This is a genomic window from Chryseobacterium sp. PvR013 (genome assembly GCF_017833095.1).
In the GTDB taxonomy this organism is placed as follows: domain Bacteria; phylum Bacteroidota; class Bacteroidia; order Flavobacteriales; family Weeksellaceae; genus Chryseobacterium; species Chryseobacterium culicis_A.
Window position 1 is genome coordinate 3,289,882 of the sequence record NZ_JAFIBT010000001.1, and the last position, 17,247, is coordinate 3,307,128.

The 17,247-nt window shown below is 36.2% G+C and carries 14 protein-coding genes; 5 read left to right on the forward strand and 9 right to left on the reverse strand.

The annotated features are described in order from the left end of the window. Positions 1-53: 53 nt before the first annotated feature. Positions 54-1,454: an MAC/perforin domain-containing protein gene (locus tag JOE44_RS15025; protein WP_209786178.1), complete on the reverse strand. Its 1,401-nt coding sequence runs from the start codon at positions 1,452-1,454 to the stop codon at positions 54-56. A 141-nt stretch (positions 1,455-1,595) separates the two neighbouring features. Here JOE44_RS15025 and JOE44_RS15030 point away from each other — a divergent pair, with 141 nt between their 5' ends. After that, on the forward strand, positions 1,596-2,351 hold the full coding sequence (locus tag JOE44_RS15030; RefSeq protein ID WP_209786179.1) for a DUF5995 family protein: 756 nt from the start codon (positions 1,596-1,598) through the stop codon (positions 2,349-2,351). Between the two features lie 60 nt (positions 2,352-2,411). Here JOE44_RS15030 and JOE44_RS15035 read toward each other — a convergent pair whose 3' ends face one another. From JOE44_RS15035 to JOE44_RS15055, 5 genes are all read right to left on the reverse strand, one after another. Then, positions 2,412-5,510, reverse strand: coding sequence for a CusA/CzcA family heavy metal efflux RND transporter (locus tag JOE44_RS15035; RefSeq protein WP_209786180.1), 3,099 nt, complete (start codon positions 5,508-5,510; stop codon positions 2,412-2,414). Then, positions 5,510-6,625, reverse strand: a complete 1,116-nt coding sequence (locus JOE44_RS15040; protein ID WP_209786181.1) for an efflux RND transporter periplasmic adaptor subunit — start codon at positions 6,623-6,625, stop codon at positions 5,510-5,512. Before JOE44_RS15040 ends, JOE44_RS15035 begins: the two co-directional genes overlap by 1 nt. Before the next feature lie 3 nt (positions 6,626-6,628). Beyond that, a complete protein-coding gene (locus JOE44_RS15045) occupies positions 6,629-7,903 on the reverse strand; it encodes a TolC family protein (RefSeq protein WP_245169790.1) in 1,275 nt (424 codons plus the stop codon). A gap of 307 nt (positions 7,904-8,210) precedes the next feature. Beyond that, positions 8,211-9,572 carry a HAMP domain-containing sensor histidine kinase gene (locus JOE44_RS15050; protein ID WP_209786182.1) on the reverse strand — a complete coding sequence of 454 codons (1,362 nt, stop codon included), beginning with the start codon at positions 9,570-9,572 and terminating at the stop codon, positions 8,211-8,213. A 2-nt stretch (positions 9,573-9,574) separates the two neighbouring features. After that, positions 9,575-10,249: a response regulator transcription factor gene (locus JOE44_RS15055; protein ID WP_209786183.1), complete on the reverse strand. Its 675-nt coding sequence runs from the start codon at positions 10,247-10,249 to the stop codon at positions 9,575-9,577. A gap of 182 nt (positions 10,250-10,431) precedes the next feature. On the opposite strand from JOE44_RS15055, the gene rmuC reads away from it, so the two are divergent. Both rmuC and JOE44_RS15065 read left to right on the forward strand, forming a co-directional pair. Continuing rightward, entirely contained in the window at positions 10,432-11,937 is a 1,506-nt protein-coding gene (gene rmuC / locus JOE44_RS15060; RefSeq protein WP_209786184.1) for a DNA recombination protein RmuC, read from the forward strand. A 145-nt stretch (positions 11,938-12,082) separates the two neighbouring features. Next, on the forward strand, positions 12,083-12,850 hold the full coding sequence (locus JOE44_RS15065) for an RNA methyltransferase (protein WP_209786185.1): 768 nt from the start codon (positions 12,083-12,085) through the stop codon (positions 12,848-12,850). A 119-nt stretch (positions 12,851-12,969) separates the two neighbouring features. Here the strand turns inward: JOE44_RS15065 and JOE44_RS15070 are convergent, their stop codons facing one another. Further along, the gene (locus tag JOE44_RS15070; protein ID WP_034694620.1) at positions 12,970-13,299 is read right to left on the reverse strand and encodes a hypothetical protein; all 330 of its coding nucleotides are present in this window, start codon (positions 13,297-13,299) and stop codon (positions 12,970-12,972) included. Positions 13,300-13,482: 183 nt separating this feature from the next. On the opposite strand from JOE44_RS15070, the gene JOE44_RS15075 reads away from it, so the two are divergent. Beyond that, positions 13,483-14,664, forward strand: a complete 1,182-nt coding sequence (locus JOE44_RS15075; protein WP_209786186.1) for a hypothetical protein — start codon at positions 13,483-13,485, stop codon at positions 14,662-14,664. Next, positions 14,648-15,229 (forward strand): hypothetical protein, encoded by a 582-nt coding sequence (locus JOE44_RS15080; RefSeq protein ID WP_105683303.1) that lies wholly within the window; start codon positions 14,648-14,650, stop codon positions 15,227-15,229. The genes JOE44_RS15075 and JOE44_RS15080 overlap by 17 nt, the downstream gene beginning before the upstream one ends. Here the strand turns inward: JOE44_RS15080 and JOE44_RS15085 are convergent. Beyond that, the gene (locus JOE44_RS15085; RefSeq protein WP_209786187.1) at positions 15,178-15,753 is read right to left on the reverse strand and encodes a 5-formyltetrahydrofolate cyclo-ligase; all 576 of its coding nucleotides are present in this window, start codon (positions 15,751-15,753) and stop codon (positions 15,178-15,180) included. The two genes, JOE44_RS15080 and JOE44_RS15085, sit on opposite strands and share 52 nt — an antisense overlap. Before the next feature lie 71 nt (positions 15,754-15,824). Beyond that, a complete protein-coding gene (locus tag JOE44_RS15090) occupies positions 15,825-17,186 on the reverse strand; it encodes a rhodanese-related sulfurtransferase (protein ID WP_209786188.1) in 1,362 nt (453 codons plus the stop codon). Between the last annotated feature and the right edge of the window lie 61 nt (positions 17,187-17,247).

Genomic DNA, 17,247 nt, shown 5'->3' on the forward strand with positions numbered 1-17,247 from the left:
AAAAAAGAGACTGTTTTCTGACAGTCTCTTTTTTTTACAATTATAATTTTACCTTAAAAAATATCGCTGCCGATGATATAACCATTGGTACCGTTTATCTTTTTAACTGCATTATTATTAAATCGATATTTATTATAGACACCAATATTAGGAATATATCTTAAAGTATTACCTTCCCTCATATATATTTTATTGGTATAATTATCCTGTTTAAGATCATTATCAGGTGTTAAATCTGCCCCTCGCTCTACTGTTGACAAATTACTTGGACTCACAGTCGCGATTTCACCACTGGTAATATTAAACAATCCGTAAAGAGTCATAGGACTTTGAATATATCTAAGTTTGTTTTCAAACATAAAAAATATCTGGTTGGTAGCAGGATTTCTAACAAAATTACCATTCACAAGGTTTGCAGTATTGGTATAATCCAGTCTCACCTGATTATCAATTAAATATTGATCTATATAAGCTTTTAACTGAGCTTTCTTTACAGGATCTTTAATAAATTCATAAAGAGGGATCAAACCATTGCTTCCAAATTCTACCAACACTGCATTAGCTGGTGTTGAGCTGTTTTGCCAGTTTGAAATATTAATTTTAGGATTTGCCTGGTCAAGGTTTAGCTCTCCCACCAAACTCTTCGATGGATCTCCACCTCTGGTTTTAAAGGATAATTTTCTAGAAAAGTTTTTACTGGATTCTGAAGTATCGATGTCATTATCAACATTGGCATCAAAAATACTCTTTACCCCAACTTTAACTCCCACTCTGGCTGCTTTTTCACGGCTTTGATTGGTGGTTTCAGATTGAAACATAACATCTAACTTAGCTCCGGTATAAATATCAATGGCAACGTGGGTTCCATAATCGTTTACAATCTGCGCAGGGCTATTATTCTGTAAATCACTGGAAAACTCCGGTGTCAAATAATCAGATAATAAGACAGGAGTAGCATTAAATCTAAATCTTCTTTGCTTAATTAAAAGATTATAACTTCCATAAATGTACTTTGCATCAAATTTGTTGGTAGTAGTGTTGCTAACCGCAGAACTAAAAGTAACCGAAATAAGTTTTTTAAATAAAGAGAATCCAGCTGAAGCTCCTACTTTGGTAGAGACCATTTTTGAATAAGCTTCTGCATTTTCCCCATACTCTTCAAGGTATTCCTGAGAGAATACATTATCAGTGATCAATCTACCTGCCTGTTCGTTTTTAAATTTTTCAATATCAATTACCTGATATCCTGCAGCGTTAGAATTAGCATATTCCCCCGTGGCATTATAACCGTATCCTAAGACATCATAGATACCATCACCAGCGCTTTTAGCAAAATTTCTCCCTGAATTTTTTTTTGAGTTTTCATTTAGGTTAGGATTTTCCAGCTCATCAGTAGAGCAAGAAGCTGCAAACAGTAATATAATACTGGCAAACAAGAAACTTAGTTTTTTCATATTTTTATTTTAAGTCTGTAAACTTACTTCTTTGTACCCAAAGCCAAAATGACATAAATCATATATAAGGGAATTAATTAAAAAATATGCAATATTATACTGTACTAATAATTTCTCAATATCTTTAAATAAAAATCTACCATGAAAACCATTGAGGAAGTTCTGAAAAAACTGGATGAAATCATTATCTGGTGTAAAGAAAATCAAAGTCCGGCAGGATATTTTGCCTGTACCTACCGAATCATGACAGCCCAGGTTCTGAAAGGAATCCAGCAAAAAAAGTTTGAAGACAATCCTAGAATGACATTGCTCGACATTGCTTTTGCACAGAGATACCTTCAGGCATGGGAAAGCTACAGCAAAGGAAAAAGATGCACCAATTCATGGTACATTGCATTTGACGCCGCTAAAAACAAAAATCTTTTGATTTTGCAGCATATATTTTTGGGTATGAATGCTCACATCAATCTGGATCTGGGTATTTCTGCAGCGACGATAATGCCTTACCGGAAAATAAATCCTTTGAAAAAAGATTTTGAAAATATTAATAATGTCATTGCTTCTATTAATCAGAACGTGCAGGAGTCTTTAAACAAAATCTGTTATCCCGTAGACCTTATTGACCAACTCTCTAACGGAAAGGATAATGTGGTACTTGATTTTGCAATTTCCAAAGCACGAGACACCTCATGGGCAACAGCAGTCATTGCATGCAATACTCCAATTTTCTTAAGAGAATCTGTAACCGGTATTGTAGATTATGCAGCAGCAAAAGTCGCTACACAAATTCTGAACCCGAAGATCCTCACTCCCGCCCTTTTAAAAGAACTTAAAAAATGTGAAAGCAGTGATGTGGTGAAAAATATTGAGATTTTAGAGTCTACAAAAAATACTTAACAAAAAAGGCCGGGATCTTCCTCACGGATCCCGGCCTCATAATGAACAAAATAAAAGAAACTATATTGCTCCTTTATGCTTTTTACGATAAGCATAATGGAAAATAATAGGCAGTATTGTAAAGGACAGCAGCATACAGACAATCAATCCTCCAACAATCATAATGGCTAAAGGTTTCTGAATTTCTGAGCCCATTCCGTTTGACATCGCTGCGGGAAGAAGCCCCATAGATCCCATCAGGGCAATCATCACCACTGGGCGGATTCTACTCTTCACTCCTTCTGCAATGGATTCTTTGAGAGACATTCTGTTTTGGAGATTTTCTTTCATCACTCCAATCAGGACGATACCATCTATCGTTGCAACACCAAAAAGGATGATGAACCCGATTCCCGCTGAAATTCCAAAGATGGTTCCTGTAAACCAAAGGGATAAAAATCCTCCGATAAACGCAAATGCCAGTGTAATGGATGAAATCAGCGTATCTTTTATGTTTCCGAAATTGAAATACAACAGCATCAGAATAAGAACTAAAGAAATCGGTACTACCATTGCCAGCTGTTTTGCAGCTCTTTCTTTGCTTTCAAATTCTCCGGCCCAGGTCATTTTATGGTTTTTCGGAAGTTTTACTTCTTTCTCTACTTTTGCTTTTGCTTCTTTGATGGTACTTCCCAGGTCACGCCCTTCAATATTAAATCCAACTCCGATGTATCTGCTGTTTCCTTCACGGTAAATAAATGATGGTCCTGTATGATAATCAATCGTTGCAATTTCTTTCAACGGAACTTTTTTATTATCCTGAGTCGGGATGAGAATATTCCCCATCTTTTCCGGAGTATCCCTGTAATCTTTTTCAAATCTCAGCATGACATCAAACATTCTTTCTTCTTCATAAAACTTAGTGGCAGCCTGTCCGCCAATCGTCATTTCGATGACTGCCTGTGCATCTGCTGTGGAAACTCCATACTTGGCCATTTTAGAATCATGAAGCTGTATTCTCAATTCCGGCAATCCAATATTTTTAAAAACATTCACATCGGATATTCCCGGAACTGTTCTGATGGAATTGGCTACTTTATTGGCATAATTTTCAAGTTCGAAAAGATCATTCCCGAAAATTTTAATGACCAGCGGAGCTTTTACTCCTGCAACATATTCTTCCACATTATCCTGTATTGGCTGGCTGAATCCAAAGTTGATACCAGGATACTTTTCAAGAGAAACTCTCATTTCTTCAAGGAGTTCTTCTTTGGATATTTTTTTCTTCCATTCGTTTTCCGGCTTCAGCTGAATGTTGAATTCAATATTAAAAAATCCGGTGGGATCAGTTCCGTCATTGGGACGGCCTGTCTGGGTCATGACAAATTTCACTTCATCATATTTCATGAGAATCTCCTTCATCTCTTTGGTCAACCGTACAGATTCATCCAAGTTGACACTGTTGGGAAGAGTTGCTCTCACGTAGATGGCTCCTTCGTTCAGTTTTGGTAAAAATTCGGATCCGTAATTTGAAAATCTCCATCCACAAATGGCAAGTAAAGCAACAAAGCCAATCATGAATCCTTTTTTGTGACGGTCACTGAACTCATAGATTCTGTAGATATTAACTCTGAAGAACCTTGAGATAAAGTTTTCTTTCTCTTCAATATTTTTAGTCAGTAACAGTTTACACATTGCCGGAACGTAGGTTAAGCTTAAGATCAATGATCCTAACAACGCATATCCAAGCGTAAATGCTAACGGTGAGAACATTTTTCCTTCCACTTTCTGGAAAGAGAAAATCGGCATCAGGGCAACGATAAGAATCAACAGGGCGAAGAAAATATAACTTGCTACACTTCCGGCACTTTTCTTAATAATTCCCAGTTTTGAAATTTTGTTGAATCTTTTCAGCCCTATCTTCTTGGCTTTAAGTTCGAGGGCGACAAAGACATGTTCAACAATGACCAGCGTTCCTTCCAGAAGCAGTCCGAAATCCAGTGCTCCCATGGAAATCAGGTTTGCCGGAAGTCCCTGAATTTTCAACATAATAATTGCAAATAAGAAAGCCAAAGGAATTACCGATGCTACAATGAAAGTTGTTCTCCAGTTGTAGAGGAATATAAATACAATGATGGAAACCAGAATAACTCCTTCAATAAGGTTTTTGGAAACAGTATGAACAGTAGTATTTACCAATTCTGTACGGTCAATGATCGGAACAATCTGAACATCACCGGGAAGTTCTCCTCCGTTCAACTGCTCTATTCTATCTTTCAGTTTCGCAATCACTTCACTTGGATTTTCACCACGAAGCATGATGACAATTCCTTCTACAACATCATTTTCTTTGTTGTATCCTACCTGTCCTAATCTTGGTTTTGCCGAAATTTTTACTTCAGCAACATGCTTTACCAAAATAGGAGTAGAACCTTTTACCTCAATCTGAATATTCTCAATATCTTCTTTTTTCTCCAAAAGACCAATCCCCCGCACTACATAAGCCTGATCACCTTTTGCCACTACATCTCCTCCTACATTAATATTACTCTTCGAAACTGCTTCATACACATCCAGGGGGGAAAGGTCGTAATTGTGTAATTCCGTAGGATTAATTTTTATTTCATATGTTTTTTCTTCACCTCCAAAGCTTACCACATCAGCAACACCGGGAACCGCAAGTAATTCTCTTTCTACCACCCAATCCTGGATTGCCGTCACTTCTTTGATGGGAAGTTTACTCTTGATAATATACCGGTAAATTTCACCGGTAGCTCCGGACGGAGGTTCAATACTATATTCTGCTCCGCCAGGAAGTTCTACATTTCCTAGTTTATTGGAAGCATACTGCTGTGCATAAAAATCATTGACATGATCATCAAAAATAACAGTCACCACTGATAATCCAAATAGGGAAATAGACCGTACCGAAGTTTTATTCGGAATAGCATTCATTTCCTTGGAAATAGGTATGGTGACAAATTTTTCTATTTCTTCAGCACTTCTTCCAGGCCATTGGGTAATGACTCTTACTCTGGTATTGGTAACATCCGGAAATGCTTCAATGGGGGTATGTAAATAAGAATAGATTCCTCCGGCCAGCAATAGGAAAGTTCCCAGAAGAACAATCAATGAGTTTTTTAAAGAGAAGGAAACTATATTCTGTACAAATTTTCGCATTACTTCGTGGAGTTATTTAATTGGTTTTTCAGGTTTTCATAAATCAGCAATCCGTTGGAAGCAATCACATTTTCACCCGGTTTCAAATTTCCTTCTACATAAATATACTGACTGTTGGAAGCTATTTCCGTCACAGGTCTTATTTCCAGTTCACAGTCCTTTTTGTAAACCACTACATAACTTTGGTTGTTATCAAAAATCAAAGCTTTTGCAGGAATAGCCAATGCACTTTTGTTTTGTGAGTTAACGGGTAATACAACATCTGCAGACATTCCGGGTCTTAGCTTCATTCCATTATTATCCATAATGATCTTGGCTTTGAGAACCCTTTCATTTTCGTTGAAAACCTGGGAAATATTATTGATCTTTCCTGAAAAGCTGTCATCCGGATAGGCCAGTGTTTTTACCACTACGGGCTGATCTACATAAACATGTCTCATATTGGTTGCGTATACATTAGCCATGACCCAGACTTTATCCAGATTGGAAATCGTAAACAGCTGATCTCCACCAGCAGTAACAGGCATTCCTTTAGCAATATTCTTTGAAATAACATATCCGTCTGCCGGAGCTTTTATCTGAATGGTATTTCCTCCTGCTGAATACAGCTGCATATTTTTCTGTGTTTTGGAAATATTAGATTGCAAAATGGCAACTTCCGAACGGGCTTCCTGTAAATCTTTCTGTGAAGCAATATCATCTTTATACATGGCTTCTACAGAAGACAGCTTTCTTTTGGCTACTGCCAACTGTGCCTGTAAAGTTTGGGTATCATCCTGCATTTCATTCACAGCCGTACTTTTTACACTTGCCAGGGTTTGTCCCTTTTTCACATAATCGCCAAGAGAGAAATAGGTATCAATCACCACTCCGTCCACAAGACTTACAAAAGGAACCGTTTTATCTGAATTACTTTCCACCTCTCCGGTAAGGGTGATACTTTCTTCTATGGGAAGCATTTCTGCTTTAACCAGCTTAATATCTTTTTTAAGTTCTTTGCTGATGCAGTAAGCTTTATCGGCTTCTTTATTTTCTTCTTTTCCGGCGCAGCCTGTAAAGATCATGAGAGCAGACAGATAAGCTGCAGCAATGTATTGGGTAATATTTTTGTTCATATCTTATAAATCTTGTCCTACAACATACTGCAGGTTTTCGTAGTATTGATTAAGTTCTTTTTTAGTATCCAGAATGATCATTTTATTTCCGATGTAGGTATCCAGAAAATCCATGTATTCCAGCATGCTGATATTTCTTAGTCTGAAATTTTTCTCATGACTTACCAGCAAGCCATCAAGTGTAGATTCATAATTTTCATCAATTTCTTCTGAAACCTGTTGGGTACGGATATAGTTTCTGAAAACAGAGACAATTTCATTCTCAGACTTCAGCATGTTTTTACGGGTCTCAAGTTTACTTTTCTCAATTTCAAGCCTCGCTTCCTGAATATTTCCTTTATTGCGGTCGAAAATGGGAAGATCCATAGAGACACCTAATCCTATAAAATCTTTCATGATATTTCCTCCGCGGTCATAGCCAATAGAAACGGCGACATCGGGAGTTTTCATAGCATTTTGAATCTCCAGATTTTTAGCCGCATGCTTTTCTTTATTCCTTGAAATCATGATATCAGGACGGTTTTCTTTTGCTTTTTCCATCCATTGGGCAACCTCTAATTCGGAAAGTTGTTTTTCGGGCATCACAAATGAATCCGATATAACCAGATAAGACTGGGAAGGCAGCATCAATAAAGCTTTAAGCTCTACCTGCTGATCCTCGATTTCCTGTTTTAATGAAATCAGTTTCTTTTTAAATTCAATTTCCTGTGCTTTTAGGCGGACATATTCAGCTTTACTGATGTTGCCCAAATTCAGTTGATTGTTATAGGATTTTGTTAGTTTCTCAATGGAAGCAATCTGTCCCTGATAAATTTTCTGCTGTTCCTGATTGTAAAGAATTTCGGTAATGGTATTTCTAAGTGTTTTTTTAAGCTCACGTAAAACTTCCTGCAATTCGTACTTCTCGCCTTCCACTTCTATTTTCTGCAGCTCGATATTTTTTCGTCTTTTACCTGCTGTCTGAATCACCTGCTCTATCTCTGCAGAGATTTGGGTATTCTTTCCCCAATTTCCGATCAGCGCCGGCTGCTCTTCAATATCATACGTTCTCCATAGGTTTACTTCACTGATGCTCAATGTAGGATTAGGCCAGTATTTAGCCTGAACCGCTCTTGCTTCAGCTTGGGAAATTTCAAGCTTCTGTGCAATGAGGTCGAGGTTTTTAGCCAGAAAAATAGTTTCAGCCTCCTTTCTGCTGATTTTCATAGTATCTGAAATCTGCGCTGAAAAGAAACTGAAACAATGAATATAAAATAGGGTAAAAAATAGCTTCTTCAAGGGTCTTTTATTTATGACTACAAAGCTATTTGTCTAATATTAGAGGGAATTGTAAAGAAAATTAGAATTCGGTTAGTTCAACATTAGAGTTTGATTAGAACTTTTTTTATTCCTGGGAAGTGTGTTGAATTAATATGTTTTGGCTGAAGCCGAAGGATTTTGAATGCATTTTGTAAGTGGGTTAAAAACCGCTCCTATTGAATATTCAAATCTCTCACAGATTTCACGGATGACACAGATTTTTAAGATTTAAAATGAATCTAAAATTATCAATTTGCGAGATCTGGAAAATCTGTGGGAGAAAAAATCAAGAATGAGCTGGAAATTCAAGAAGAACACTGGTCCCAACATTTACAACGGAATCAATTTTCATTGCAATATGATGATGATCAAAAATACTTTTAGAAAGGGATAAACCAATTCCACTGCCTTTCACTGTGTCTACATTTTTTCCCCTGTAAAAAGTCTCAGCTATTTTCATAAGATCATCCGCTGGAATTCCCCTTCCTTCATCTCTTACTTCAATATACAACTGGCTGTTTTTCTCTGATAATACAATCACTACAGGTTTATCATAAGAATACTTGATCGCATTTTCAACAATATTATATAATGCCAAATATAGCAGAGTTTCATTTCCCGGAAATTCCAACAAAGCAGGTTTTGTTACCTGAAGCTGTATTTTAATGGATGAATTGTTTTCTTTTGCTTTCGGTTCTAATTTCTCATAGATTTTCCAGATCAGCTCATCCACTCTCATCAGTTTATGAGAAGATTCCAGTTTAGACATTCCGGACATCAGCAGAAGATTGTTTAAAATATTTTCAATCTCATAAACATGATCTAATGATTCTTTTGCCACTTCTCTATATTCTTCCGGAGTTCTATCCTTTTGGGCAAAGACTTCCAGGTTTCCGGAAATTGCTGCCAGCGGAGTTTTAAACTCATGAGAAACATAATTAATAAAATTCTGCTGTAAGAGAACATTTTCAGAAATCCTTCCCAACAGTTTATTGTAAGATTTTATAAGATCTTCAATTTCATCATTGGTATTGGTAGAAGTAATTGCCGTAGAAATATTATTGTAATCCACTTTATTAATACGTTCTACAACATTGGAAATAGGTTTATAAACCACCTTAGAAAGATACCTGCTCAGAAAGTAAATTGCCAGCAAACCCACTACCAGTACAGAAAGCATAATAATGGCAAGCCTCAATATCTGTGATTGAAAAGAATCGTTTGATGATTTTACAAAAACCACGAAATCACCTTGATTATCCGGATAAAAAATTCCATAGTAGAATTGATTATCAGACATAAACTGAATTCCTTTATTATTTCGGACAGCCTGCAGATGAGAAAGCTTTATATTTTTATCATTCACATTATGTCCAAAGGTAACTTCGTTATGCTGATTGTAAACCGCTACCCTGTTATTCTGAATCAGGTGATTATATTCTTTTTTGATCTGAGCATGACGGTCTTTTGGAAGCTCATCTTTTTCAAGGTAATAAATAGCAGAAATAAGAGCCGTATTTCTAAGCTTTTCAAAATAAAAAATCTTGGTACTGTCATAATAAGCAAAGAATATCACCGCAGATGTGATGATAGAAACAATGCCGAACGAAAGGCTTGAAATAAGGGTAAACCTGTTTCTGAGAGTCATTTTCAGTCTTTAATCAAATAGCCGGTTCCTTTCACCGTATGGATTATTTTCTGTTCTGTTTCGTCAATCTTATTACGCACGTAGGAAATATAAACGTCTACTACATTCGTTGTATTATCAAAATCAATTCCCCACACTTTATGTAAGATCTGGGTTCTGCTCAGCACTTTATTTTTATTCTCCATAAGGAAAGTGAAAAGCTTGTATTCTGTAGGAGAAAACTCAATTTCCTTATCATTCTGGGTAACCTTATGAAGGTCTGTATCAATGGTGATATTTCCACATGACAGATACTGGTCTTCTTTCTGATAGCTCAGTTTATTGCGTCTTGTTAAAGCTTTAATCCTTGAAATCAGTTCTTCAAAATGGAAAGGTTTAGATAAATAATCATCCGCACCCATATCCAGCATTTTGATCTTGTCATCCGGACTGTTCAATGCACTTAAAACTAAAATCGGAGTATAATTTCCTTTAAATCTGATAATCTGGGTAAGCTGCATCCCATCCAGTCCGGGAAGCATGATATCCATTAAAATAATATCGAAATCATAGGTATGAAGAAGTTCACGAGCCTTTTCCCCGGAATCTGCAAGCGTCGTATTATATCCAGCCTCGGAAAGGCCTTTTATCAGGAAATTGCTGATTCTTTGATCATCTTCTACCAACAAAATATTCATAAGTCTCTGAAATTTCCTATAAATATAGGTATTCTAATTAAGAAAGGAAGCCGGAGGCTGGAAGAGAGAAGTAATGAAGCTTTATCAAATAGTCTCAGGCATTTCATCCATCTTTTAAAATAGTAGAACAAACACCTATTATTGTCCATGCAGCTTCCAGCCTTTTTTCATAATTTTGGAAGATGGAGATGATATATTTAATTATTGGGTTGGTTGCCGGTGGTGTACTGGGCGCTGTTATATTATATTTTGCACTGAAATCATCAATGGTTTCAAGGAGTTCTTATGACGAGCTGAATACCTTATCTATTAAAAACCAGTCTGATCTTGAAAATTCCAATCTTAAGATTCAGGAACTTAATCAAAATATCAATAAAGAGAAGGAAGCCAATATCCTACAGCAGGACCATTTGGATGATTTGAAAAATGAATTTTCTAAAATTTCTGCCGAATATGCTTCTTTAAGCACTCAGTTTCAGGAATTAAAACAAACCAATCAAAGACAAGCTTCGCAGATAGAAACCCATATTCTTGAAAAGCAGTCTATTTTTGCAAAAAACTCCGAACTTTCAGCAAAAAATGAAGTTCTCCAAAAATCTCTTGACACTCAGAAAGAAGAAATTATCAAGATCCAGGAAGAATCAAAACTTCAGTTTGAAAACCTTGCGAACAAAATTTTAGAAGAAAAAACAGAGAAATTCACCACTTTAAATCAGAATAATTTAAAAAACATTCTGGAGCCTTTTCAGGAGAAAATTGCTGATTTAAAAAATAAAGTCAACGAGGCCTACGAAAAGGAAAATAAAGAACGATTCTCCCTCGCTGAAAAAGTGAAGGAACTGGCAGAACTGAACCAACAGATTTCTGATGATGCCAAAAAACTTACCCGCGCTCTGAAAGGAGAAAGCAAAACTCAGGGAAACTGGGGTGAGATGATCCTTGAAAGCATTCTTGAAAAATCCGGGCTGGTAAAAGGAAGAGAATATTTTCTGGAACATGAATTACGCGATGAAGACAATAACGCTTTATTCTCCGAATTCTCCGGAAAAAAAATGCGCCCCGATGCAGTGATAAAATATCCGGATGAAAGAAATGTCATCATTGATTCCAAAGTATCCCTGACTGCCTTTACAGATTTGGTAGACGAAACCGATCCGGACGTGTATGCCATAAAGCTGAGCCAGCATCTTGGATCTATCAAAAAACACATTTCACAGCTAAGTCAAAAAGCTTATGACGACTACGACAAGTCTATGGATTTCGTCATGATGTTTATTCCTAGTGAACCAGCCTATATTGCAGCCATGCAGGCTGATCATAATCTATGGAACTATGCTTATGAAAAAAGAATACTTCTGCTTAATCCAAGCAATCTGATCACTTCTCTTAAACTGATCGCTGATCTTTGGAAACGTGAATATCAGAATAGAAATTCTATAGAAATTGCTGATCGCGGAGCAAGACTGTATGACAAATTTGTAGGTTTTGTGGAAAACCTGGAAAAAGTAGGGCGAAATCTGGATCAGGCAAAGAATGTATATAATGATGCCTACAAACAACTTCACACCGGAAATGACAATCTCATTACCCAAACTCAAAAGCTGAAGTCATTAGGAATTAAAAACAAAAAAGAACTGCCTCAAAGTCTTATCGATAATAGTAATCTTATTGAACCGTCAGACAGCTAATCCTCATAAAGAAGTCGCTTACCACAGAAAGTTCAGATTTAAGTTTTGTGTAAAAAGAAAAATAAATTTCATTTGAAGTTAAATGGAAAAGCCTTTTTATGAAAACCAGGGAAGTTCAATCATAAATTTTGCATAATTTTGCGGAATGTTGATAGAAAGTTTTCAAAACGATAAAATAAAAAATGTCACTAAGCTCCTTACTGACAACAGATTTCGTAAAAAATCAAAAGTTTTTGTAGTAGAAGGCCAACAGGAAAATGAAAGAGCCATGCAGTATGATTTTGAACCGATGGAGTTCTTTATCTGTGAAAATATTTTTAAAGGAACCCTTCCCGGTGGAAAAATTCATTATGTAAGTGAAAAAGTATATGAAAAAATAGCGTACAGAGGAAGTTCTGAAGGGATTATCGGGATCTACCACGCCAAAGAAACGCCACTTTCTTCATTTGTTCCTAAAGAAAATTCTACAGTAATTATTGTGGAAGGAGTGGAAAAACCAGGAAATCTTGGTGCTATTTTAAGAAGCTGTGAAGCATTTGGAGTAGATGCATTGATTGTTGCTGATGGGAAAACCGATTTCTACAACCCTAATGTAATCAGATCCAGTGTAGGATGTCTTTTTGGAATGGAAGTATATCAGGCTGAAAATGAAGAAACATTGGAATTCCTGCAAAAGAATAGTTTCAATATCTACACTACGCTCATGGATGAAAGTGCTGAAGACCTTTATAAAAGAGATTTCAGACAACGTTCGGCGGTATTATTCGGTACAGAACATTCGGGATTGAGCGATTTCTGGATCGGAAAGGGAAAAAACACGCTGATTCCTATGGCCGGAAGTATTGATTCTCTTAACCTGAGCAATGCAGTAGCGATTACCTGCTATGAATCTTTAAGACAGAAAAAAGGATAGACAATAGTTTATCCTTCTAATAATATAAGATTGCTTCGCCTTTGGCTCGCAATGACTAAGCACAAAAAAACCGTTTCACTGGGTGAAACGGTTCTTTTATTGTTAAGCGTATGCTAGAATTATTTCTTAGCAGCATCTTTAGCAGCATCAGCAGCTCCTTTAGCAGCATCAGCAGCACCTTTAGCAGCGTCAGCAGCTCCTTTAGCAGCATCTTTAGCAACTTCAGCACCAGCAGCAGTAGTAGCAGCAGCAGCATCTTTAGTAGCTTCTACAGCAGTAGTTGCAGCAGAATCAACAACTTTAGCAGCTGAATCAGAAACTACAGCAGCAGAATCAGCTACAGTAGCAGCAGCAGAATCAGTTGTACCTTCAGTAGCAGTAGCTTCAGTTTTTTTACAAGCAACTAGAGAGATTGCAGCGATAGCAGCTACGAATAATGACTTTTTCATAATAAATTAAATTTAATTTTGTTAATATTGTTTTATAAAATTTTCTTCTGTTCTGTTATTTGAACAAGACAAAGGTAGAGCAGTTAGAAAATTTGTCTATGAAAAATAATTGTAATACCTTTGTAAAATAGTTTTACAAAAAAACATAGCTGATAATCAACAATTTAATTACTTTTTGAAAAATTGACAGATTTAGATCTATTACACTTTGAACAGCTAAAAAAGGAAGTTCAGGGTCAATACTTAAAAGAATATACCCCTTCACAGGATGATATCTCCAAGTGGAAGGGTATAGATATTATATATTTCCAGGAAGACCTGCGGAAAAAAGCAAAAGGTAACATCAGTGAAAAGTCATTTTACACCTATTTTAAAACTTCACCTGTTACTAAATTGCCAAGAATAGATATGCTCAATTTATTGAGTATTTATACAGGTTATGACTCGTGGTATGAATTCAAAAAACAACATCTTTTTGCCGGTGAATTATTACTGGAAAATGAAAATCTGGAGGAAGAAGAAATCAATGAACTAGAAAAAACAGTTTCTTCGGCACCTGAACTTCCAAAAACAGAAATTCAGCCTAAAAAACCCGAAATAAACACCCCACAAAACACTGATTTACAAAAATCAAATACTGATAATCAAAACGTTACAAAAAACAACACAACAACTAATGAAATTGAAATTTCATCGGTTCCGCTTAAGAAAAATTTCTTCAAAAAGAATGCCTGGGCACTTGTTACTTCCGTTTTGATTACCATTACCGGTCTTTTAGGATTTAAGGATGTACTTTTTTCAAAAACTTACAAATATTGTTTCATTGATAAAGACAGAGGAGTTTCCGTTATCAATACATTGGAAATAATGGTGGTGAAAGAAAATGAGTCTCCGTTGATGTATAAAATAAAGCCGGGCGAGTGTTTTTATTATTCTACGAAGGATAAAAATCTAAAAATGCGAATCAGCGCTCCTTTCTACGAGCCTCTGGAGGTAAATCGAAATCTTGAAAATGCTCCGGAAGAAGAAAAAATCGAGCTAAAACCGGATGATTATAAGATGGCCGTTTATTATTTCTCTATAAAAGACATTAAAGGAGGAAATCCTGATGAACAGGTTGCTCTTATTAAGCAGAAAAGAAATCAGCTGGAAAACCTGATCAGTAATAATGCTGTAATCTACCAGGTTTATGACAATGATACGTATGGTATAGAAAGCCTGAATAAGCAGAAATATATCACATTGGTAACCACCCCTACCACTTCTCTGAAAAACCTGAATGTAATAGAAATGAAAAAGGATAACAAAGGTAAGATTGTATCCATCAAATTTAAAATTGCTACCACAGATGAAAAGAATAAGTAATTTTTTAATTTTCACCGTGCTTCTGACATTATTTATTGCCTGTAATAATAAAACCTCAGAGGTAAGCGACCTCGATAAACTACGAAACAGCAACAATGAAAAAAGCTATCCTGCAGTACAAATGGACAGCATGCAGGCAATCAATTCCATTACTAAACAAAAAGTTCAGGAACTCCTGGATCTGTCTACCCTATACCTTAGCGGAAACAGAAATACAGAAATAGATACGGTTATTTACTCACAGATGGAAAGTTATTTCCATAAACCGGATTCTCTGACTTTTAAAAGATTATTGAAGGAACTGGACAGCCTGAAAGCAAAATCAGCAAAGGTCAGCAACCTGAATGTGTATAAAGAATTCTATAAAAAGGACACCTTAGACTACGCCAAGTTCAATGTGGAGTACTTTGACAATAAAAACAAGTCTTTGGGAAGCTTTGAAAAGAACGCACAATACATCCTGCTTTCAACGTCCAAGCTTAAAAAAGAATTTAAGTTTTACTTTTTAGATTTTTATTCCAAACCGCTTAAGAATGACAGTACTTTAGTAGGAGTAACCAAATAGTCCAGGGGAATATCATTTTCCCAGACATCATCCACATATTCATCGGGGTCAAAATAATTGACTCCGATTTTTTTGGTCTCAGCGGACACATTTTGAAACAATCCATCATAAAACCCTTTGCCATATCCTACCCTATTTCCTTTTTTGTCACAATACAACAAAGGCGTAATCACATAATCAAATGCATTCTCACCGGAATCTTCATTGGAAACAGGCTCAGAAATCCCCCAATTATTGGTCTCAAAGACTGTTTCTTCAAAAACTTCTATATTAATAAGTTGATCACCTACAATTTTAGGCACATAAACACGGATATTATGAGCCAGAAAATAGTGTATGAAGATTTGGGTATCAATTTCCTTTCTTACCGGAATTGGGACAAAAACATGTACTTTTTCCGATTCTTTTGGATTGAAATAATGAATGAAATTTTCGAAAATATTCTCTGATAACAAGAAAGCCTCATCAGGAGACAAGGCTTTTCTTTTTTGAGTGTATTTTTTTCTAAGCTCAGCTTTTAGCATAATTATTAAGTTATTTGAACTGAAATAATTTGTACCTGACAAGCTTTTGCAGCTTTATCGCTTATTCCGGATTATGCATTTTGCACAATTCTGTACAGTTTATCAGATAAACGAACTCTAAATGGAAGCTCGAAGGTAATCTGATCTCCAATTTTTGCTGTTTCACAAGGACCTCCGTTCGCATAGATTTCAGTAATAGTAACTTCCTGCTCACCAGTTGTAGGACCGGAAATTAATACTTTATCTCCAACTGACAAGTCTTTATGTTCAATTAAGAACTGTGCAATTTTTGATTTTGAGAAGTAGTGTTCAGCCTTCCCGATCAATTCTTTTTTAACAGCAATCTTTTGACGGATATTTTTTGTTTCAGCTTTCGCTAAAGGTTTATCAGTTAAATCCCCTGAATTTTTGAATTTCAAGGCATCAGATTTTCCTTTTCTGAATACTTTATTCCCAACCTGCAGTCCTTTTCTTAATTTTAGCTGCTCGTCCCAAGGTAAATGTACCGTATCCAGACATTCTGTAGAACAGCAGTTTTCCATGGCTGCTTTACAGTCATCACACTGGATAAACAATAGATGGCAAGCATCATTCGCACAGTTGGTATGATTATCACAAGGTTTTCCACACTGGTGACACTGGGCAATGATATCATCAGTAATCCTTTCTCCCAAACGGTGGTCAAATACAAAGTTTTTACCGATAAACTTACTTTCTATTCCTTCTTCTTTGATCTGGCGGGTATATTCAATAATTCCGCCTTCTAATTGATAAACATTTTTAAACCCTTGATGTTTGAAGTAAGCACTGGCTTTTTCACAACGGATTCCTCCGGTACAGTACATCAACAGGTTTTTATCTTCTTTAAAATCCTGTAACTGCTCATTAATAATTGGTAAACTTTCTCTGAAGTTTTCCACATCCGGAGTAATAGCTCCTTCAAAATGTCCTACTTCACTTTCGTAGTGATTTCTGAAGTCTACTACGATAGTATTTGGATCTTCAAGGAGATTGTTGAATTCCTGAGCTTTTAAGTGAATTCCTTTGTTGGTAACATCAAAAGTCTCGTCATTCAAACCGTCAGCAACAATTTTGTTTCTGACTTTTATGGTTAATTTTAAAAAAGAGTAATTGTCCTGGTCTACCGCTACGTTCAAACGGATTCCTTTCATGAAGTCATACACTTCCAGCGTATCTCGAAAAGCCTCAAACTGGTCTGCAGGAACACTCATCTGAGCATTGATTCCTTCTGTTGCAACATAAATACGGCCAAGGGCGTCAAGGGCATTCCAGGCTATAAATAATTCGTCGCGAAATTTTTTGGGGTCTTCGATTTTGGCATACGCATAGAAAGACAAAGTAAGACGGTCTTTACCGGCTTCATCAATAAGTTGAGCTCTTTCTTCTGCGCTTAAGGTGTTATACAGTTGCATGCTATAAACGTTTTAAGTGAGAATAAAATTTTTGCAAAGATAAGAATTTTAGAATTAAGTA